This window comes from Corynebacterium sp. S5S1 (assembly GCF_001913985.1).
GTDB lineage: Bacteria > Actinomycetota > Actinomycetes > Mycobacteriales > Mycobacteriaceae > Corynebacterium > Corynebacterium marquesiae.
In genome coordinates this window covers 1-19,710 of record NZ_MKXT01000007.1, presented here as the reverse complement: position 1 = coordinate 19,710, position 19,710 = coordinate 1, and the positions used below count along the sequence as shown (strand labels likewise).

Sequence of the window (19,710 nt, the reverse complement as noted above, 5' to 3'; positions counted from 1 at the left end):
CGGTAGGTGAACTACTTACTCATACACCCCCTAATCGAGGAGAACCACAATCAGCGCTGAAGCTCGCATCAATGAGCGTATCCGAGTACCCGAGGTCCGTTTGGTAGGCCCCGGTGGTGAACAGGTGGGCATCGTCCGTACTGATGATGCTCGCAAGCTTGCATACGAGGCTGACCTTGACTTGGTTGAGGTCGCCCCAAAGGCAAAGCCCCCAGTGGCCAAGATCATGGACTACGGCAAGTTCAAGTACGAGCAGGCTCAGAAGGCTCGCGAAGCCCGTAAGAACCAGCAGCAGACCGTGGTTAAGGAACAGAAGTTCCGCCCGAAGATCGATGATCACGATTATGAGACCAAGAAGGGTAACGTAGTTCGCTTCCTCGAGAAGGGATCCAAGGTCAAGGTGACCATTATGTTCCGTGGCCGTGAGCAATCGCGTCCGGAGCTGGGTTTCCGCCTCTTGGAGCGTTTGGCCGATGACGTCGCTGAAGTTGGCGTTGTTGAGTCCCGCCCCAAGCAGGATGGTCGCAATATGACCATGGTTTTGGGTCCGGTTCGCAAGGGCAAGAAGTAGACCAGATTCCACGTAGGATTTAAGGACTTAATACTCATGAAGCAGAAGACCCACAAGGGCACCGCAAAGCGTATCAAGGTGACCGGTTCCGGCAAGCTGCGCCGTGAGCAGGCTGGCCGCCGCCACCTGCTGGAGGGCAAGCCGTCCAAGCGTACCCGTCGTCTGAAGGGCACCGAGGCAGTCGCACAGCCTGACACCAAGCGCGTCAAGCGCCTGCTCGGCCGCGCATAATAGCGCCGAATCAACCCACATCCGCCATCACAATTCGAATTAAGGAAGTATCACTGTGGCACGAGTAAAGCGCTCAGTTAACGCAAAGAAGAAGCGTCGCGCGATTCTGAAGTCCGCTAAGGGCTACCGCGGCCAGCGTTCCCGCCTGTACCGTAAGGCGAAGGAGCAGTGGCTGCACTCCATGACTTACGCTTACCGCGATCGTCGCGCTCGTAAGTCTGAGTTCCGTAAGCTGTGGATCCAGCGCATCAACGCTGCTGCCCGCATGAATGACATCACCTACAACCGTCTCATCCACGGCCTGCGCCTGGCTGAGATCGAGGTTGACCGCAAGATCCTGGCTGAGCTTGCTGTCAATGACTTCGAGGCATTCTCCGCACTGTGTGAGGCTGCCAAGGCTGCCCTGCCTGAGGATGTTAACGCTCCTAAGGCTGCCTAGTTACTAGGAATACAACGCCCGTTTCTCCGGCTTATGTGCCAGGCGAAGCGGGCTTTGTTGGTTTTACGCTCTATCTGTCCAGTGAGCTCGGCCTCGCATGCTACATTGGGTCGAGACCCCGAGTAACCCCGAGACCGAGGAGCAGATTTCCCTGTGACAAACCCAAATGGTGGCTACCAACCAGAAAACGGCGAGTATTCTGGCCATTCCTATGACAACAACCTTGGCCCGCAGTACAACCCCTATAGCCAGCAGGCCGGTTACCAGCCGCAGTACCACCAAGGCTATGCACCACAACCGAATATGGGTTCCTATCCGGTGCAGCAGCAGTATGTGGCGCAGGGAGCGCAAAAGTCTTGGATCGCGACTTTGCTGCTGTGCTTTTTCTTGGGCTCCTTCGGCGCGCATAACTTTTATACCGGCCGCACGAGCTTTGGCGTAGCGCAGCTGGTGCTTAATATCTTGGGCTGGGCTACTTTCTGGTTCTTGCTCGGATTCGCGTTTTGGGCCATCGTCGGAATCTGGGTCTTTATTGAGTTCATTATGATCATCGCCGGCGCCGGTGATTACGATAAGGACGCCCGCGGCGTGCCACTAGCTAAGTAGCATCCAACGTTGTGATCCTGTTCCCAAATCGGCAACAGGACTTTTTATTTTGCTTACGCAGCAGGGGCTGAGCCTGGGGCTAGGCAACTAGTAGGTAGGGTAGGAGCCATGAATTTGGATTTTGACTCTGCCTTTACTGAACGCACTCCGCGCATTGTTAACGCAGCCAAGCTGCACCGTGCGGCTAACCGGAAGAAGGCGAAGCAATTCCTGATTGAAGGAGAAAACGCTGTAGATGCCGCAGTGTCTACAGGCGCGGCTGTCGATGTTTTCGTCACTGAAAAGGCCGCAGAACGCTTCGGTGACATTATTACCGCCTGTGGATACATGGGGGTGTACGTACATCCCATTACCGATAAAGCGGCTAAGCATCTATCTGATACCGCCACCACCACGGGGCTTTTCGCGCTATGCAAGCCAGTGCTATGGTCCGCGGGCAAAATCCTTAACGGCAAGCCAAGTTTGGTCTCTGTTCCCGTGCTCACTTCGGAGCCGGGCAATGCAGGCACATTGATTAGGACTTCCGACGCCATGGGCGCAGATGGAGTAATTTTTGCGGGCGAGACGGTCGATCCCCTCAGCTGCAAGGTAGCGCGCGCTTCAGCCGGTTCGCTATTTCATGTCCCAGTAGCGCGGGATCCCAATATCAAAGACGTTTTGGGGCAGCTGCGTAAATCAGGCATGCAGATTGCGGCGACAGCCGCCGATGGGGAAGTAGACCTCGCAGAGGCAGATCTATCACAGCCAACGGCGTGGCTATTTGGCAACGAGGCCCACGGATTGGGTGAGCTACTGGAAGAAGCCGATATGCGGGTGCGTATTCCGCTACGTGGGCGCGCAGAGTCACTCAACCTAGCGACCGCGGCGAGTATCTGTCTTTATGAGTCAGCAAAAGCCCAAGAGCACAGCTAAGCAGATCCCCGAATGAAAAGGGGGGTCCCTGGGGCGGTCGGACTAGCCGGGACAGAGTAAGATTGCACGCGTTAGTTTTCGCGCGAGAAGAAGGTACGAAGTACGTGTCCGATACACCGCAGATCGAATTGACCGAAGAGGCTCTTGGGGCCGCGGCCGAAAAGGCTATCGCAGCCTTCGACGCAGCCGAAACGCTCGATGAGTTGGTTGCAGCCCGCCGCGAGCACCTAGGAGATGGCGGCTATATTCCGCAGGCTCGCCAGTCATTGGGGCAGCTGCCCAAGGACCAGCGCAAGAGCGCTGGCAAGGCTGTCAACATGGCCCGCGGCAAGATGGAAAAGCGCTTCGCCCAGGTTAAGGACGTCTTGGAGCAGAAGGCCCGCGAGGAGCAGTTGCGAGCAGAGACCGTAGATGTGACGATTCCTACCACTCGCACCCAGACTGGTGCGCTTCACCCGATTACCGCATTGTCAGAACGCATTGCGGATATTTTCGTCGGTATGGGCTGGGAAATCGCGGATGGCCCCGAGGTTGAGGCGGAGTACTTTAACTTCGACGCTTTGAACTTTAAGCCGGATCACCCAGCGCGTACCCTGCAGGATACGTTCCACGTCTCCGGCGAGGGCTCTAAGCAGGTGCTACGCACGCACACCTCTCCGGTACAGGTACGCACGATGCTGGAGCGCGATGTGCCGTTGTATATCGCTTGCCCAGGTCGCGTATTCCGCACCGATGAGCTAGATGCCACCCACACCCCGGTTTTCCACCAGGTAGAAGGTTTGGCCGTGGATAAGGGCCTGACCATGGCTCACCTGCGCGGCACCCTTGAGCACTTGGCCAAGGTGTTGTTCGGTCCGGAGACTACGACGCGCATGCGCGTGAATTACTTCCCGTTCACCGAGCCTTCTGCCGAGGTTGATGTGTGGTTCCCGAATAAGAAGGGCGGCGCCGGTTGGATCGAGTGGGGCGGCTGCGGCATGGTGAATCCCAATGTGCTGCGCGCCGTTGGTGTTGACCCAGAGGAATACACGGGCTTTGCCTTTGGCATGGGCCTCGAGCGCACGCTGCAGTTCCGCAATGGCTTGACCGATATGCGCGACATGGTCGAAGGCGATGTCCGCTTCACCCTGCCGTTTGGCGTGCAGGCTTAAAACCCAGAAAGGATAGACACACTAATGCTTATTTCCCAAGACTGGGTCACCCGCATCCTGAGCGCTAAGAACCCTGGTTGGAACGTTTCCGCTGCTGATATGGACTCCGGATTCGTGCGCGTCGGTTTTGAAACCGAAGGTTATGCTGCTGTTCCGGAGAGCACCGGTCCGCTGGTCATCGGCCAGGTGGTAGAGATCGAGGAACTTACTCAGTTCAAAAAGCCCATCCGCTACTGCCAGGTGAATGTTGGCCAGGCTAATGGGACCGGCGAGCTGCAGGGCATCATTTGTGGTGCTCGTAATTTCCGTTTGAATGACTATGTCGTTGTGGCGCTTCCGGGCTCGGAACTGCCAGGTGGCTTTAAAATTGCGGCTCGCGAGACCTATGATCACATCTCCAATGGCATGCTGTGCTCCGGCGCTGAGCTCGGTTTGGGCGCGCAGGCCAACGGCATCATCGTCTTGGGCGATGACGTCGCCGATAAAGTAGGTGAGGATGCTCGTCCGATTATTGGGCTGCACGATACCGATTTTGATGTCAACATCACCCCGGATCGCGGCTACGCCCTATCCGCGCGCGGTTTGAGCCGTGAGATTGCCTCCGCTTTCGATCTAGAATTTGCCGATATTGCCGAGGATCCGTCGGTAGCTGGAATTGATACATCTGCTGTTCCGGCGGCGCAGGGCTCGCTTATCGACGTCACTCTAGACCCCGCGACCAAGGCGCAGCGTTTCGGCCTCCGCAAAGTCAGCGGTATAGACCCGCACGCGCGTACCCCGTTCTGGCTGGAGCGCGAGCTCATGCTCTGCGGCCAGCGCAGCGTGAACCTGCCTACGGACATTACTAACTATGTGATGTTGCTGTTGGGCACCCCGATGCATGCCTTTGACGCTAACGTGATCCAAGGAAACCTTGTCGTCCGTAACGCGGAGGAGGGTGAGAAGTTCGAGACTCTGGATCACGTAAAGCGTGAGCTTTCTGCAGAAGACGTGGTCATCTGCGATGACAATGGCATCCAGTCCCTGGCCGGTGTCATGGGCGGTACTACCTCCGAAATCTCGGCGGAGACCACTGATGTTGTCTTCGAATCCGCTATCTGGGATCCGATCACCGTGGCGCGCACCTCCCGCCGCCATAAGTTGTCGTCCGAGTCCTCCCGCCGCTTCGAGCGTGGCGTGGATCCAGCGGTCGTCGAGGTCGCTCTAGACACCGCATGTGCGCTTTTGCAGCAGCTGGCGGGCGGCACCATTGAGGAAGGCCGGACGCTTATCGGGGACGTCGCCAAGCGCGAGCCTATTGCCCTGCGCACCGCAAAGGCTAGCGAGTATGCAGGAGTTGACTATTCCCGTGAGACCGTTATTTCCCGCCTTGAGGAAGTCGGCTGCACGGTTACCGATGAGGGGGAACTGCTGCAGGTAACGCCCGCCACGTGGCGCACCGATATCTCTATGGATGTTGACCTCATTGAGGAGGTCCTACGTCTGGAGGGCTTGGAGGACATTCCCACCGTCTTGCCTACTCCGGCCGGCGGCCGCGGTCTGACCCCAGCGCAGAAACGTCGCCGCGCTATTGGTCACGGCTTGGCCTATGCCGGTTATGCAGAGGTATTGCCGGCCCCGTTCGTGGCGAACGACACCTTTGATGTGTGGGGCTTGGACAAGGATGATGCTCGCCGCCGCACCGTAGAGGTGCAGAACCCGCTTGAGGCAGATAAAGCCATCTTGTCCACGACTCTGCTTCCGAACATGCTGGAGGCCATCGGCCGCAATGTTGCGCGTGGCCGCAGCGACCTCGCCCTGTATGGTCTGCAGCAAGTGACATTCAAGCGCGCCGCGGTATCGCCCATGCCTTCTGTCGAGCAGCGACCTTCTGAGCAGGTTGTTTCCGAACTTCTGGGTACCCTTCCTGAGCAGCCGCTGCACGTTGCAACGGTGGCCACCGGCAATATTGAGCATGAGGGACCGTGGGGCGAGGGTCGCGCATATAGCTACGCCGACGCTATCGAATCCGCCCGCCAGGTCGCTCGCGCCGCCCGCGTGGATATCGAGCTGGAGGCAGCGCACGTTCTTCCCTGGCACCCAGGTCGTTGTGCTGCCGTGAAGGTTGCTGGCACTGATGTGGTTCTGGGCCATGCCGGTGAGCTTCACCCGCAGGTTCTGGAAGCGCTGAACCTGCCGGCGCGTACCTGCGCTATGGAGCTGGACGTTACCGCTATGCCATTGGAAGAGAAGCTCCCTGCGCCGGTACTGTCCTCCTTCCCTGCATTGCACCAGGACATTGCGCTCGTGGTGGATGAAGACGTCCCAGCAGAGCGCGTGCGCGCCACCGTGGAAGAGGGGGCGGGCGAACTCATCGAGTCCGTCGAGCTCTTCGACATTTTCCGTGGTGAGCAGTTGGGTGAGGGCAAGAAGTCCTTGGCCTTCCAGCTTCTGTTCCGTGCAGCGGATCGCACGTTGACCGATGAGGAAGTCAACGAGCACCGCACGGCGGCAGCAGAGCTGGCTAAGCAGCGCTTGGGCGCAGAGATGCGCGCATAGCTTTCCCCAAAGGGGCGGTGAGATATAGCTCACCGCCCCTTTTTTCATACATTTTTTCGCTCCTAGCAAAGCTTTAACCAGGTATTTCTCCCAATTTGTATGAATAGCATACGGGCGAGTGTATTTTTTGCTATAGTCATCCCTATGACGATTTCAGTAGCAATAGCAGGCGCCACAGGATACGCAGGAAGCGAGATCCTTCGCCTGCTGCTATCTCATCCGGCCTATCTTTGCGGCCGCCTGCGCATTGGCGCACTCACGGCACATTCCACTGCAGGGAAGACGGTAGCTGAGCTTATGCCGCACCTGCCTCAGTTGGCGGACAGAGTCATTGAGGAGACGTCCGTTGATAAGCTCCGTGGACACGACATTGTTTTCCTAGGCCTACCGCATGGGCACTCTGCTGACATCGCCCAGCAACTGGGCCAGCAGACCACCGTGATCGATTGTGCAGCCGATTGTCGCCTTCGTAGCAAGTCTGACTGGAGTTCCTTCTACGGCGGCCACTATGCCGGAAGTTGGCCCTATGGAATTCCGGAGGTGCCCGGCAATCGGGAAGCGCTGCGGGGTGCTCACCGAATAGCAATACCGGGATGTTTCCCGACAGCGGTCACCCTTGGGGTTCTGCCGGCCGTGGCGCACGAGCTCGTTGAGCCGACCCTTTCGGTCATCGCTATAACCGGCGTCTCTGGTGCCGGGAAGAAAGCTTCTGTAGCACACCTTGGCGCGGAGACCATGGGAAACCTCAAAGCATATAAACCTGGCGGGACGCACCGACACACCCCAGAGATCCTGCAGAACCTGCAGCCTTTTGCTAAGCAGAAGCTCTCTGTTAGCTTTACACCGGTTCTTGCGCCCTTACCCCGTGGGATTTTGGCGACGACTACGGCGGGGCTTAGAGGGGGCGTCGGCAAGCGTGACGTGGAGACAGCATTCCGCGACTTTTATGCCCAAGAGACTTTTTGCCACGTCCTTCCAGCCGGGCAGCAACCCGAAACCCAAAACGTCGTGGGCACCAACATGGTCCATATCCAAGCTCACGTGGACGAACGTGCCCGACGGCTCGTTGTCACTTCAGCGCTAGACAACCTGTGCAAGGGAACAGCTGGCGCCGCGTTGCAATGCATGAACCTGGCACTTGGCTGGGATGAAACCTCGGGCCTGCCGCAAGCGGCCGTGGCCCCATAACACTAGGAGAATACAATGAGTACAGCTGGGATTACCGGCCCCGCCGGCTTTAGCGCCGGCGCAACTACAGCGGGGATTAAGCCCTCCGGCACACCCGATATGGCCTTGGTGGTAAATAATGGTCCGTGCTTCGATGCGGCGGCGGTTTTTACCCGCAACCGCGTGGTGGCCTCGCCGGTGAAACTGTCCCGCAAGGCGCTAAGCGATGGCCAGCTTGCTGCTGTCATCTTCAATTCTGGCAACGCCAATGCGTGCAATGGTACGCAGGGGGACAAGGACGCCTCTGCGCTGGTAGCTGAGGTTGCTCACTCCCTGCATCTTTCCGAGGGAGACATTGCCGCCTGCTCGACGGGGATTATCGGTGAGCCCATGCCAATGCACAAGGTGCTGGCTGGTGCGGCCGACGTAGTGAAGGGCCTTGGCACGGGTGCGGAACACGCCCACGCGGCAGCCGCAGCCATTATGACCACCGATACCGTGACCAAAGAAGCCACCTATGCTGCGGACGGCTGGTCAGTGGGGGCCATGGGCAAGGGAGTAGGCATGATGGCTCCCTCTCTCGCAACAATGTTGGTATGCCTTACTACCGACGCCGCCGCGAGTGCTCCCGCACTCCACAGCGCCCTAGACAAGGCCGTGGCCAAGACTTTTAACACCCTCGACGTGGATGGGTCTACCTCCACCAATGACACGGTAATCCTCATGGCCTCTGGGGCATCGGGTATTGCAGCCAGCCAAGAAGACCTGGATGCGGCGGTGCTTGCGGTGTGCGCGGACATTGCGGACCAATTGCAAGCGGATGCGGAAGGCGTGACTAAGCGCGTCAAAATCACGGTAGAGGGCACGGCCACCGATAACCAGGCCCTCAACGCCGCGCGCACCTTGGGCCGCGACAACCTGTTTAAGTGCGCCATGTTTGGTTCCGATCCTAATTGGGGACGTGTCCTCGCCGCTGTGGGAATGGCAGATGCAGAAATGGAGCCGGATAATATCTCCGTCTATTTCAATGACCAACCGGTCTGTCGGGCATCGACGGGCACGCCGGGGGCGCGTGAGGTGGACCTCAGCGGCGCCGATATCGATGTTCGCGTGGATCTGGGCACGGGAGGCGCGGGGTCGGCATTCGTGCGCACGACGGATCTCTCCCATGCCTACGTGGAAATTAATTCGGCGTATAGCTCCTAGGGAGGAGATGAGAATGTTTAACGGACTTAGTGACCACGAGCGCGCCACTGTCTTGGCTGATGCGCTCCCGTGGCTCCAGCACTATCGGGGCACCATAGTGGTGGTGAAATATGGCGGAAATGCCATGGTGGATGACGAGCTCAAGGCGGCCTTTGCGGCGGATATGGTCTTTTTGCGCACCGTCGGTGTCCATCCCGTGGTGGTCCACGGTGGCGGGCCACAGATCAACTCCATGTTGCAAAAGCTCGGCATTGAAGGGGAGTTTCGAGGCGGCTTCCGCGTGACCTCGCCGGAAGTCATGGACGTCGTGCGCATGGTGCTGTTTGGGCAGGTGGGCCGCGGATTAGTCAACCTCATCAATTCCCATGGTCCTTATGCAGTGGGGACCTCGGGAGAAGATGCAGGACTATTTCGGGCTACGAAACGGCTGGTGGAGATCGATGGCGAACCTACCGATATTGGCATGGTCGGCGACATCGTAAAGCTTAATCCTGCTGCCGTTATGGACATTGTCCAGGCCGGACGCATCCCTGTGGTCTCGACCATTGCACCGGGAGAAGATGGCGCGATTTATAACATCAACGCCGATAGTGCGGCGGGCGCTTTGGCCAGCGCGATTGGAGCAGAGCGATTAGTCATTTTGACCAATGTGGAAGGACTATACACGGACTGGCCGCACCGGGAGTCCTTGGTGTCAAAGATCGAGTGTGGCCGGTTATCGCACCTATTGCCGCACTTGGACTCCGGCATGATTCCCAAAATGGAGTCCTGCCTTAAGGCGGTAAAAGCTGGGGTATCGGCCGCCCATGTTATTGATGGCCGGATTGGTCACTCGGTGCTTTTAGAACTTCTAACCCCAGGCGGCGTCGGAACCATGGTGCTGCCAGATGACTATGACAAACACGACTATCCCGAAGGGACCATCTTCAGGAAGGACGATGCAGCATGAACAAGCCACCGAGCTTGACCACACGGTGGCCGGAGACGATTGTAGATACCTACGGCACGCCACCAATAGGCTTCGTCTCCGGCCAAGGAGCAACGCTGACCGATGAGGAGGGGAAGAGCTATATCGACCTTCTCGCTGGGATTGCTGTCAATTCTTTGGGCTATGGCAATGAGCAGGTGGCGCAGGCGGTTTCGCACCAGGTCCGCACCTTGGTGCATACTTCGAACCTCTTTGCCACGCAGCCGGTGCTCGACGCCGGGGAGAAGTTGATTAGGCGAGTAGGGGATAGCGATGCCCGCGTCTTCTTTTGCAACTCTGGCGCCGAAGCGAACGAGGCCGCATTTAAGCTTGCCCGCTTGACTGGCAGGCGCCGCATCCTCGCGGCAGAGCACGGCTTCCATGGCCGCACCATGGGTGCGCTTGCCCTGACCGGCCAGCCTGATAAGCAGCGCGCCTTCCACCCACTACCGGGCGGGGTGGAGTTCTACCCGTTCGGGGACGCGGATTACCTGCGTCAGTTGGTAGAGCAAGATCCCACCGATACCGCGGCGATCATCTTTGAGCCAATTCAGGGAGAGACCGGCGTCATTCCGGCCCCTGCGGGATTCATGCAGAAGGTAAGCGAGCTGTGCGATGAATACGGCATCTTGCTCATCGTGGATGAAGTGCAGACGGGCGCGGGACGTAGCGGCACCTTTTTCGCCCACGAGGTAGAAGGCATTCAACCGGACGTCATCACCATGGCGAAGGGCTTAGGTGCCGGAGTACCCATCGGCGCGACCATTACCCGCGGTCGCGCGAGGGATTTGTTTAAACCTGGCTCTCATGGCACCACCTTTGGCGGAAACCCCGTGGCCTGCGCTGCGGCGAACGTAGTACTTGACACCGTGGATGGGGAATTTCTTGCGGAAGTTACCCATAAGGGTGCCTATCTGCGGCAAGAGATTGAAAAATTGCCGCTTGTAGAACGCGTACGCGGCCGCGGCCTGATGCTCGGCATTGTTTTAGCAAAACCGGTGGCTAAGCAGGCCGTGCGCGACGGGCTTGCCCAGGGGCTCATCCTCAACGCACCCAGTGAGAATGTACTCCGCCTCACCCCGCCCTTGGTTATTTCCCACGATGAACTAGACACAGCACTGACAACACTCCGGACGATAGTGGAGGAACTGGTATGAGCCTGCGACACTTTCTGGCTGACGACGATCTCAGCCCACAAGAACAAGTAACCGTTTTGGACCTAGCTGAAAGGCTCAAAAAGGATCCCTTTGCGGAGCGCCCACTAGAGGGGCCTAAGACCGTGGCGGTGCTTTTTGATAAAACGTCTACGCGGACCCGCTTTTCCTTTGAAACCGCAGTAGCGAATATGGGCGGCAAGGGCATTACCGTCGATACTTCTGCCACTCAGATGGGCAAAGGGGAGTCCTACCAAGATACGGCCGCGGTGCTTTCGCGGTACGTGGAGGCAATCGTGTGGCGCACCTTTGAGCATGACAACCTCCTCCAGATGGCGGAGACTGCGACCGTTCCTCTGGTCAATGCGCTTTCCGACGACCTGCATCCCTGCCAGATTTTGGCTGACCTGCTGACCTGTCGCGAGAATTTGGGTGACCTCAAAGGCAAAAAGGCCGTCTACCTGGGCGATGGTGATAATAATATGGCTAACTCCTACATGATTGGTTTCGCCACGGCCGGCATGGACGTCTCTATTATCGCGCCCGAAGGATTCCAGCCGCGCCAGGAATTCGTCGACCGCGCGCGCAAGCGGGGCAACATCACCATTACTGATGACGTGGATGAAGTTGAAGGTGCAGACGTAGTCATCACCGATACGTGGATCTCTATGGGGCAGGAAAATGATGGCCGCGATAGGCGTACGCCGTTCCTGCCATATCAGGTTGATTCGACCATAATGAGCAAAGCGCATAAGGATGCAATATTCTTACATTGTTTGCCGGCGTACCGTGGAAATGAGGTCACGGCTGAGGTAATTGATGGACCACAGTCGCGGGTCTTTGATGAAGCGGAGAACCGCCTGCATGCGCAGAAAGCGCTTCTTGTCTGGTTGCTCGAAATAAATAAGGAGATCAACTAAGTAATGAACACCCCGACCACCCGCAATGCTCGGCAGGCCAAGATCTTGGAGATTTTGGATCGCAATCGCGTCACCAGCCAGGTGCAACTATCCGAGCTTCTTCTCGCAGACGGCATCGACATCACCCAAGCCACTTTGTCCCGTGACTTGGATGAGCTGGGGGCGAAGAAGGTAAAGCGCGATGGTGGCCGTTCCTACTACGTGGTCGGCGGTGAGCTGGAGCAATTTGAAGACCAGGTGGGCGGCCCCCGTGAAAAGCTGCGCCGCATGCTCGATGAGCTGGTGGTATCCCATGATTCTTCCGGCAATATAGCTATGCTGCGCACCCCAGCCGGCGCGGCCCAGTATCTTGCCAGCTTTATTGACAGGGTGGGGCTGCGCGACGTCATCGGTTGCATCGCCGGAGATGACACCATCTTCGTCTTGGCGCGCGAGGGCGTCTCGGGCGCAGATCTGGCAGTGACACTTACCACGCGGAATATTTAGACGGCGGTGGTGGCAATTCACACCACCATCGTATATTATGTACTTAGATGAATTGTTTCCAATAGAACAAGGAGCTTAACCATGTCCGCACGCGTAGTCTTGGCTTACTCTGGTGGCCTTGATACTTCCGTTGCCATCCCATACCTAGCAAAAATGACCGGTGGTGACGTTGTCGCCGTTTCCTTGGACTTGGGCCAGGGTGGCGAAGATATGGAATCGGTTCGCCAGCGTGCACTTGACTGCGGTGCCGTAGAATCCATCGTTATCGATGCCAAGGATGAGTTTGCAGAGGAATACTGCGTTCCCACCATCAAGGCAAACGGCATGTACATGAAGCAGTACCCGCTGGTATCGGCTATTTCCCGCCCCCTCATTACCAAGCATTTGGTGAAAGCGGCGCAGGAATTCGGCGGCACCCACGTCTCCCACGGCTGCACCGGCAAGGGTAATGACCAGGTACGCTTCGAGGTTTCCTTCCGTGCGCAGGATCCTTCCCTCGAAATCATTGCCCCTGCACGCGATTATGCCTGGACCCGCGATAAGGCTATCGCCTTCGCGGAAGAGATCAACCTGCCGATTGAGCAGTCCGCTTCCTCGCCATTTTCCATCGATCAGAACCTGTGGGGTCGCGCGGTAGAGACCGGTTTCCTTGAGGATCTGTGGAACCCGCCAACGAAGGATCTCTATGCCTATACCGAAGACCCGAGCCTGGGTAATGCCCCGGATGAAATCATCATCTCCTTTGAGAAGGGCATCCCGGTGGCAGTTGATGGCCAGAAGATGTCCCCGCTGCAGATTATTGAAGAGGTCAACCGCCGCGCCGGTGCGCAGGGCATTGGCCGTCTGGATATGGTGGAGGACCGCTTGGTAGGCATTAAGTCCCGTGAGGTCTATGAGGCTCCGGGCGCCATGATCCTCATCCAGGCCCACGAGGCGCTGGAGGATGTCACCGTGGAGCGCGAGTTGGCCCGCTACAAGCGCTTGACCGATGCCCGCTGGTCCGAAGAGGTCTATGACGGTCTCTGGCACTCGCCGCTGAAGCGTTCTCTGGATGCCTTCGTTGAGGAGTCCCAGGAAAACGTCACCGGCGATATCCGCCTGAGCATGCATGCCGGTACCGCCACGGTCACTGGGCGCCGTTCCGGTCAGTCGTTGTACTCCTTTGACCTGGCTACTTATGACACTGGCGATACCTTCGACCAGACCGCAGCTAAGGGCTTTGTGCAGCTGCACGGCCTGTCCACCCAGATCTCCAACCAGCGTGACCGCGACGGCGGTTTCCCCACCAGCGCGCAGAAGTAGGAGCACATGGAACCGCATAAGACTAATGAGGGTGCCCTATGGGGTGGCCGCTTCTCCGGCGGTCCATCTGAGGCGATGTTTGCCCTCTCTGTATCCACCCACTTTGACTGGGTGCTGGCACCATATGACGTACTAGCCTCCAAGGCGCATGCCAAGGTGTTGCATAAGGCTGGCTTGCTTTCCGACGACGATTTGGACACCATGCTCTCCGGCCTCACCGAACTAGGCGAGAAGGTGGCCTCTGGTGAGTTCCGCCCAGCGCCCACGGATGAGGACGTCCACGGTGCAATGGAGCGCGGGCTTATCGAGATTGTAGGCCCACAGGTGGGCGGTCGCCTGCGCGCCGGTCGTTCCCGTAATGACCAGGTCGCGACGCTGTTTCGCATGTGGGTACGTGATGCCATTCGCGATACCGCGGCTCAGGTAAGCGACTTGGTGGATGCCTTGGCCGATCAGGCAGCAGCACATCCGGACGCCATAATGCCGGGCAAAACTCACTCGCAGGCGGCACAGCCAGTTCTTTTGGCGCATGAGCTTTTGGGCCATGCGCAGCCGCTTCTGCGCGATATTGAGCGTCTGCAGGATCTGGATAAGCGCTTGGCGGTATCGCCCTACGGTTCTGGCGCTCTAGCCGGTTCCTCCTTGCAGCTAGATCCGGAAGCCATTGCGGAGGAACTCGGCTTTGATGCCGCCGCGGAGAACTCCTTGGATGGCACTGCGGCTCGTGACTTCGCCTCCGAGACGGCTTTCGTCTTGGCGCAGATTGCCGTCGACATGTCCCGACTTTCGGAAGAAATTATCTACTGGTGCACGCCGGAATACGGCTACGTCACCCTGGATGATGCATGGTCGACCGGCTCGTCCATCATGCCGCAAAAGAAGAATCCGGACGTTCCGGAGCTCACCCGCGGCAAAACTGGCCGCCTTATCGGTAACCTCACTGGCCTGTTGTCTACGCTCAAGGCACAGCCGCTGGCCTACAACCGCGACCTGCAGGAAGATAAGGAGCCCATCGTTGATTCGGTGGCGCAGCTTAACCTGCTGCTGCCGGCAATGACCGGGCTGGTGTCCACACTGACTTTCCACGAGGATCGCATGCGCGAACTTGCCCCGCGAGGGTTCACGCTGGCTACCGACTTGGCCGAATGGATGGTTCGCCAAGGCGTTCCTTTCCGCGAGGCGCACGAAGCGTCCGGCGCATGTGTGCGCATCGCTGAGGAGCGGGGAGTTGACCTAGTGGAGCTCACCGATGAGGATTTGGCGGGCGTCGACAAGCGGCTGAAGCCTAGCGTCCGTGACGTGCTCACTATCGACGGGGCAGTGGCCTCTCGTGCCACCAAGGGCGGCACCGCTGGTGTCCGCGTGGCGGAGCAGCGCGAGACTGTCCGCGAGCGTGCCGCGGCTGCTCGCACGTGGGCGCAGAAGCCGCTGCGCTAATTCTCGGGGCTCTTTAAAACCGCATGGTCGCTGGCCATGCGGTTCTTTTATATCTCGCTGCGGGGGTGGGAGATTGACCCCTATCCCCAACCTGGCAGCTGCGTTGTTGAACACAATGGGGGTAGTGGTGACATGGGTAACAATGTGGTGCGTTAGTATTCTTGCAGAGAATGTGACCTAACAGACTCATTCATCGTAATGAAAGGACGATCTCTCCTATGACAGTAAATTCGCCCCCGCCCACAGCGGGGCCGCACGAGAACGAGAAAGCGGTCTACGCCTCAGAAGACCACGGTCTGCAAAAGGGAATGGGCAATCGCCAGCTGCAGATGATCGCCATCGGTTCTGCCATCGGTACCGGTCTTCTTCTGGGCACCGGAAGTCGTTTGCAAGACGCCGGACCGTTTCTCGCGGTGCTCTATCTTATTTGTGGCTTCTTCGGCTATATCATCCTGCGTTCTCTTGGCGAGCTCATCGTCTACCGCCCCAGCTCCGGCTCCTTCGTTTCCTATGCCCGCGAGTTTTACGGCGAGAAGACCGCCTTTGTTACCGGCTGGTTGTACTGGGGAAATTGGGCCATGACCCTGGTGGCGGATGGCACAGCCGTCGCCATCTACATCAAGTGGTTTAGTCAGTACACGTCGTGGCTCGATGCCGTCCCGCAGTGGTTACTTGCACTCGTCGTCATCTGCGGCATCCTCGTGTTCAATATGCTCTCGGTGAAGATCTTCGGCGAGCTGGAGTACTGGTTCTCCTTGATAAAGATCGTCGCGCTGATCATCTTCATGTTGGTGGCCATCGGCGTCCTCATCTTCGGCCACCCGAGTGGCGACCCGACCGGCTTTAGCCTCATTTCTGATTCCGGCGGCTGGCTACCTAATGGCTTGATGCCTGCCGTGATCGTCGTCCAGGGTGTCGTCTTCGCCTACGCCGGTATTGAGCTTGTCGGCACCACCTCCGGCGAGACCAAAAACGTAGAAAAGCACATTCCGCGTGCGGTCAACAACGTGTTGCTGCGCATCCTGATTTTCTACTTCGGCTCCGTGCTGCTGCTCACGCTCGTGCTGCCGTACACCACTTACGTCGCTGACGTGTCGCCATTTGTGACCTTCTTTGAGTCCCTCGGTGTAGGTGTGGCGGCCCCGATTTTCCAGCTTGTCGTTATCACCGCTGCGATTTCCTCGCTCAACGCCGGCTTGTATTCCACCGGCCGCATTATGTACAACATGTCCACCTCCGGCTCCGGCCCGAAGTTTGGCGCTCGCATGTCCAATTCTGGTGTTCCCTACGGCGGCATCGTCATGGCGGCTTTGGTGGGCTTGGTAGGCGTCTTCCTCAACTATGTGGTGCCGGAGATGGCGTTTGAAATCGTGCTCAACCTGGCAGCCTTGGGCACATTGGCGTCCTGGGCGGCAGTTGCGCTCTCGCACCTCAAGTTTGTGCGCCTGGCCAAGAGCGGAAGCTACACCCGGCCGGGATACCGCTCGCCGTTTGGCGAAGGCGGAGACTGGGCCGTACTCATCTTCATTGGCCTGGTCATTGTCCTGATGGCCTTTGATTATCCAATCGGTACCTATGCGCTGGCATCCACTCTGCTCCTCGTTCCGGTCTTTATGGCAATGTGGTACGCATGGCGCGACCGCATCCGTACTATCGCGGAAGAGAGGAAGGCGAAGCACCTACCTACCTCCAGCTTCCCGGCCGCACCGCAAACAGACCTTCACCCGAAGAACTAAATCTAAGAAAGGACTTCTTATGAACCACGCTGTTAAGTTCGTAGACGTAGAAAATATGGCGCGCTGGATTCAGCGCGAGGGCGTTGAAAACATCATTACCGGAATGGTGGATTACCTCGAGGCTGACTACCGCGAGTGGGAGCGCTTTGACAAGATTCCGCGCGTTGCTTCCCACACCCCGTTCGGAGTCATTGAGCTTATGCCTACGTCCAACGGTAAGGAGTACTCCTTCAAGTACGTCAACGGTCACCCGTCCAATCCGGCCCGTGGTTTCCAGACCGTTACTGCCTTTGGCGTGCTTGCCGACGTCGACAATGGTTACCCCACCTTCGAAGCCGAGATGACGCTGCTTACCGCACTGCGTACCGCCGCGACCTCCGCCATGGTGGCAAAGCACTTGGCACGCAAGGATTCCAAGCGCATGGCCATGGTCGGTGCCGGCTCCCAGTCCGAGTTCCAGGCGCTTGGCTTCCGCGGCGTTATGGGAATTGAGGACATTACCATCTATGACATCGACCCTGAGGCGGTAGAAAAGTTCAAGCGCAACTTGGAGCCACTGGGCTTTAATATCACTGCTTGTTCCAGCGTCGACGAGGCGGTTTTGGGTGCAGACATCATCACCACCTGTACCGCAGACAAGGCTCAGAACCAGATTCTGGCTGAGCGCCACGTCGCCCCAGGCGTCCACCTCAATGCCGTTGGCGGTGACTGCCCGGGCAAGACCGAGCTGGAGAGCTCCATCTTGGACAAGTCCAAGGTCTTCGTAGAGTTCCCAGAGCAGACCCGCATCGAAGGTGAAATCCAGCAGAAGCCGGAAGACTTCCCGGTTGTCGAGTTCTACCAGGTACTCACCGGTCAGGCCACTGGCCGCGATGACGACGAGCAGATTACCCTCTTCGACGATGTCGGATTCGCTATCAACGACTTCTCCGCGCTGCGTTACCTGCGCGATTCCGTCAAGGGCACCGACTTGGAGTCCGAGATCGACATCATCGCCAACCCGGATGACCCGAAGGATCTCTTCTCCCTGGTTGCTAACGTTCCGTCCCTGCTCTAAGCCGCAGGTGGGGTAGAGGGATCCAACTTCTTCCTCGACCCGCTAAGATAAGACGCATGAGTCTTGACCCGAAGTTGCTAGAGGTCCTTGTCTGTCCGCAAGACAAGGGCCCTTTGACATATCTGGAAGATAAACAGGTCCTCGTCAACGAGCGGCTGGGCATTGCCTATCCCATTGAGGATGACATCCCAGTAATGCTTGTAGACCACGCCCAGAAATGGCCAGCTTAACTTCGACTTTTAGAAAGATCCCCATGAATATCATCGATGAACTGCAATGGCGTGGACTGATCAACCAGTCCACCGATCTTGAGTCCCTGCGCGAGGCATGCGAGAACCCCATCGCGCTGTACTGTGGGTTCGACCCCACGGGTGACTCCCTCCATGCAGGCCACTTGGTCCCACTCATCATGCTGCGCCGCTTCCAAAACGCGGGCCACCACCCAATTGCACTGGCGGGTGGCGCAACTGGCTTCATCGGCGATCCGCGCGACGTCGGCGAGCGTTCCATGCTGAGCGAGGAAGACCTGGCCCATAACCTCGAGGCCATCAAGGGGCAGCTACGACGGTTCATCGACTTCGACGGTGAACAGGCTGCCACCATGGTCAACAACGCCGACTGGACCATGAACATGTCCGTCATCGACTTCTTGCGTGACGTGGGAAAGAACTTCTCCCTTAACACGATGCTGGATCGCGATACTGTCAAGCGGCGCCTCGAGGGCGACGGCATTTCTTATACCGAGTTCTCCTACATGCTCCTGCAGTCCAATGACTTCGTGCAGCTTCGCCGCGAGCGCGATTGCGTATTGCAGATCGGCGGCGGTGACCAGTGGGGCAATATCGTCTCTGGCGTTGACCTAAACCGTCGTATTGATGGCGCCAAGGTACATGGTCTTACGGTGCCGCTCGTCACCGACGCCTCGGGCCAGAAGTTCGGTAAGTCAACCGGCGGCGGAAAGCTATGGCTTGATCCGGAAAAGACGTCCGCATACTCCTGGTACCAGTACTTCCTCAATGCCGGTGACTCTGTGGTCATCGACTACTTGCGCTGGTTTACCTTCTTGACGCAGGAGGAAATTGCCGAATACGAGCGCGCAGTGGAAGAAGAGCCTTATAAGCGCGCGGCTCAGCGTCGCCTGGCTCAAGAGATGACCGATCTGGTTCACGGTAAAGAGGCAACCAAGGCTGTCGAGCTTGCCGCTCAGGCGCTATTCGGTAAGGCGGAACTTTCCGAGCTAGACGAGAAGACCCTTGCCGGCGCACTTTCTGAAACGACAGTCGCGGACATTGCCGCCGGCGAACCGCGCACCATTGTTGACCTTTTGGTGGCTAGCGGTTTGGCCGATTCCAAGGGCGCTGCTCGCCGCACCATCAAGGAAGGCGGCGCCTACGTCAATAACCAGCGCATCGAATCGGCAGAGTGGGAGCCGTCTGCGGAAGACCTTCTGCACGGCAGCTGGCTCGTTCTGCGCCGAGGCAAGAAGAACTTCGCTGGTGCCAAGTTGAGCTAAAGAGCAGTAGATGACGTCCGTTCCACGTGTTGGAAGGACGTCATTTATCATTTTTGTGCTCTGTCCTGCGGGTTTGTGTTGTTTGGTTGTGGTGGGCTAGATTAATCCAAGTCGCCGCGAGGTAGCCGGTTGGTTACTTTTAAGCGAATTTTGTACGGACTTGGTTCGATGATTTGACTTGGTTCATTTGGTTGAGTAAGTTTGTACGAGCCGCCAATGAGAGGTTAACGGGAAGTTAATTTTCTTGTGGTGTGTGGATGATGTTTGAGAACTCAATAGTGTGCCAATGTACTTTTTATTTTTTGTGTGCATGGTTG

At 57.9% G+C, this 19,710-nt stretch carries 19 protein-coding genes; all 19 read left to right on the top strand.

What is annotated here, in order from left to right:
* Nucleotides 1-49 precede the first annotated feature (49 nt).
* The 19 genes from infC (at nucleotide 50) to tyrS (ending at nucleotide 19,393) form a co-directional block, all read left to right on the top strand.
* Nucleotides 50-571 (top strand): translation initiation factor IF-3, encoded by a 522-nt coding sequence (gene infC, locus BKN05_RS04215; RefSeq protein ID WP_080970442.1) that lies wholly within the window; start codon nucleotides 50-52, stop codon nucleotides 569-571.
* 36 nt (nucleotides 572-607) lie between these two features.
* Nucleotides 608-802 carry a 50S ribosomal protein L35 gene (rpmI, locus tag BKN05_RS04210; RefSeq protein ID WP_005323265.1) on the top strand — a complete coding sequence of 65 codons (195 nt, stop codon included), beginning with the start codon at nucleotides 608-610 and terminating at the stop codon, nucleotides 800-802.
* A 55-nt stretch (nucleotides 803-857) separates the two neighbouring features.
* On the top strand, nucleotides 858-1,241 hold the full coding sequence (rplT, locus tag BKN05_RS04205; RefSeq protein WP_005323264.1) for a 50S ribosomal protein L20: 384 nt from the start codon (nucleotides 858-860) through the stop codon (nucleotides 1,239-1,241).
* A 153-nt stretch (nucleotides 1,242-1,394) separates the two neighbouring features.
* The gene (locus BKN05_RS04200) at nucleotides 1,395-1,847 is read left to right on the top strand and encodes an NINE protein (RefSeq protein WP_286688022.1); all 453 of its coding nucleotides are present in this window, start codon (nucleotides 1,395-1,397) and stop codon (nucleotides 1,845-1,847) included.
* Between the two features lie 108 nt (nucleotides 1,848-1,955).
* Nucleotides 1,956-2,759 carry a TrmH family RNA methyltransferase gene (locus BKN05_RS04195; protein ID WP_286688021.1) on the top strand — a complete coding sequence of 268 codons (804 nt, stop codon included), beginning with the start codon at nucleotides 1,956-1,958 and terminating at the stop codon, nucleotides 2,757-2,759.
* Between the two features lie 104 nt (nucleotides 2,760-2,863).
* Complete coding sequence (pheS, locus tag BKN05_RS04190; RefSeq protein ID WP_225747005.1) at nucleotides 2,864-3,910, top strand: phenylalanine--tRNA ligase subunit alpha; 1,047 nt, start codon at nucleotides 2,864-2,866, stop codon at nucleotides 3,908-3,910.
* Between the two features lie 24 nt (nucleotides 3,911-3,934).
* Entirely contained in the window at nucleotides 3,935-6,448 is a 2,514-nt protein-coding gene (gene pheT / locus BKN05_RS04185) for a phenylalanine--tRNA ligase subunit beta (protein ID WP_286688020.1), read from the top strand.
* A gap of 144 nt (nucleotides 6,449-6,592) precedes the next feature.
* Nucleotides 6,593-7,636 (top strand): N-acetyl-gamma-glutamyl-phosphate reductase, encoded by a 1,044-nt coding sequence (gene argC, locus BKN05_RS04180; RefSeq protein ID WP_286688019.1) that lies wholly within the window; start codon nucleotides 6,593-6,595, stop codon nucleotides 7,634-7,636.
* A 15-nt stretch (nucleotides 7,637-7,651) separates the two neighbouring features.
* The gene (gene argJ, locus BKN05_RS04175) at nucleotides 7,652-8,821 is read left to right on the top strand and encodes a bifunctional glutamate N-acetyltransferase/amino-acid acetyltransferase ArgJ (RefSeq protein ID WP_225747002.1); all 1,170 of its coding nucleotides are present in this window, start codon (nucleotides 7,652-7,654) and stop codon (nucleotides 8,819-8,821) included.
* A gap of 13 nt (nucleotides 8,822-8,834) precedes the next feature.
* Nucleotides 8,835-9,770 (top strand): acetylglutamate kinase, encoded by a 936-nt coding sequence (gene argB / locus BKN05_RS04170; RefSeq protein ID WP_286688018.1) that lies wholly within the window; start codon nucleotides 8,835-8,837, stop codon nucleotides 9,768-9,770.
* The gene (locus BKN05_RS04165) at nucleotides 9,767-10,945 is read left to right on the top strand and encodes an acetylornithine transaminase (protein ID WP_286688017.1); all 1,179 of its coding nucleotides are present in this window, start codon (nucleotides 9,767-9,769) and stop codon (nucleotides 10,943-10,945) included. Before argB ends, BKN05_RS04165 begins: the two co-directional genes overlap by 4 nt.
* Nucleotides 10,942-11,862: an ornithine carbamoyltransferase gene (gene argF / locus BKN05_RS04160; RefSeq protein ID WP_286688016.1), complete on the top strand. Its 921-nt coding sequence runs from the start codon at nucleotides 10,942-10,944 to the stop codon at nucleotides 11,860-11,862. The genes BKN05_RS04165 and argF overlap by 4 nt, the downstream gene beginning before the upstream one ends.
* 3 nt (nucleotides 11,863-11,865) lie before the next feature.
* A complete protein-coding gene (locus tag BKN05_RS04155; protein WP_198492992.1) occupies nucleotides 11,866-12,348 on the top strand; it encodes an arginine repressor in 483 nt (160 codons plus the stop codon).
* 81 nt (nucleotides 12,349-12,429) lie between these two features.
* A complete protein-coding gene (locus tag BKN05_RS04150; protein WP_286688015.1) occupies nucleotides 12,430-13,650 on the top strand; it encodes an argininosuccinate synthase in 1,221 nt (406 codons plus the stop codon).
* A 6-nt stretch (nucleotides 13,651-13,656) separates the two neighbouring features.
* Complete coding sequence (gene argH, locus BKN05_RS04145) at nucleotides 13,657-15,087, top strand: argininosuccinate lyase (RefSeq protein ID WP_225746998.1); 1,431 nt, start codon at nucleotides 13,657-13,659, stop codon at nucleotides 15,085-15,087.
* A gap of 218 nt (nucleotides 15,088-15,305) precedes the next feature.
* Nucleotides 15,306-16,823 carry an amino acid permease gene (locus tag BKN05_RS04140; protein WP_286688014.1) on the top strand — a complete coding sequence of 506 codons (1,518 nt, stop codon included), beginning with the start codon at nucleotides 15,306-15,308 and terminating at the stop codon, nucleotides 16,821-16,823.
* Nucleotides 16,824-16,842: 19 nt separating this feature from the next.
* A complete protein-coding gene (gene ocd, locus BKN05_RS04135) occupies nucleotides 16,843-17,880 on the top strand; it encodes an ornithine cyclodeaminase (protein ID WP_005323253.1) in 1,038 nt (345 codons plus the stop codon).
* 56 nt (nucleotides 17,881-17,936) lie between these two features.
* Nucleotides 17,937-18,110: a Trm112 family protein gene (locus BKN05_RS04130; protein ID WP_005323252.1), complete on the top strand. Its 174-nt coding sequence runs from the start codon at nucleotides 17,937-17,939 to the stop codon at nucleotides 18,108-18,110.
* Nucleotides 18,111-18,133: 23 nt separating this feature from the next.
* On the top strand, nucleotides 18,134-19,393 hold the full coding sequence (tyrS, locus tag BKN05_RS04125; RefSeq protein WP_049378725.1) for a tyrosine--tRNA ligase: 1,260 nt from the start codon (nucleotides 18,134-18,136) through the stop codon (nucleotides 19,391-19,393).
* Nucleotides 19,394-19,710 lie beyond the last annotated feature (317 nt).

What these genes read in the sequence shown, in the direction of transcription:
- rpmI (WP_005323265.1), top strand. Translation starts at nt 608, where the DNA reads ATGAAGCAGAAGACCCACAAGGGCACCGCAAAGCGTATCAAGGTGACC.
- BKN05_RS04155 (WP_198492992.1), top strand. Translation starts at nt 11,866, where the DNA reads ATGAACACCCCGACCACCCGCAATGCTCGGCAGGCCAAGATCTTGGAG.
- argF (WP_286688016.1), top strand. Translation starts at nt 10,942, where the DNA reads ATGAGCCTGCGACACTTTCTGGCTGACGACGATCTCAGCCCACAAGAA.
- argC (WP_286688019.1), top strand. Translation starts at nt 6,593, where the DNA reads ATGACGATTTCAGTAGCAATAGCAGGCGCCACAGGATACGCAGGAAGC.
- ocd (WP_005323253.1), top strand. Translation starts at nt 16,843, where the DNA reads ATGAACCACGCTGTTAAGTTCGTAGACGTAGAAAATATGGCGCGCTGG.
- BKN05_RS04195 (WP_286688021.1), top strand. Translation starts at nt 1,956, where the DNA reads ATGAATTTGGATTTTGACTCTGCCTTTACTGAACGCACTCCGCGCATT.
- pheT (WP_286688020.1), top strand. Translation starts at nt 3,935, where the DNA reads ATGCTTATTTCCCAAGACTGGGTCACCCGCATCCTGAGCGCTAAGAAC.
- tyrS (WP_049378725.1), top strand. Translation starts at nt 18,134, where the DNA reads ATGAATATCATCGATGAACTGCAATGGCGTGGACTGATCAACCAGTCC.
- argJ (WP_225747002.1), top strand. Translation starts at nt 7,652, where the DNA reads ATGAGTACAGCTGGGATTACCGGCCCCGCCGGCTTTAGCGCCGGCGCA.
- argB (WP_286688018.1), top strand. Translation starts at nt 8,835, where the DNA reads ATGTTTAACGGACTTAGTGACCACGAGCGCGCCACTGTCTTGGCTGAT.
- BKN05_RS04150 (WP_286688015.1), top strand. Translation starts at nt 12,430, where the DNA reads ATGTCCGCACGCGTAGTCTTGGCTTACTCTGGTGGCCTTGATACTTCC.
- BKN05_RS04130 (WP_005323252.1), top strand. Translation starts at nt 17,937, where the DNA reads ATGAGTCTTGACCCGAAGTTGCTAGAGGTCCTTGTCTGTCCGCAAGAC.
- BKN05_RS04165 (WP_286688017.1), top strand. Translation starts at nt 9,767, where the DNA reads ATGAACAAGCCACCGAGCTTGACCACACGGTGGCCGGAGACGATTGTA.
- BKN05_RS04140 (WP_286688014.1), top strand. Translation starts at nt 15,306, where the DNA reads ATGACAGTAAATTCGCCCCCGCCCACAGCGGGGCCGCACGAGAACGAG.
- argH (WP_225746998.1), top strand. Translation starts at nt 13,657, where the DNA reads ATGGAACCGCATAAGACTAATGAGGGTGCCCTATGGGGTGGCCGCTTC.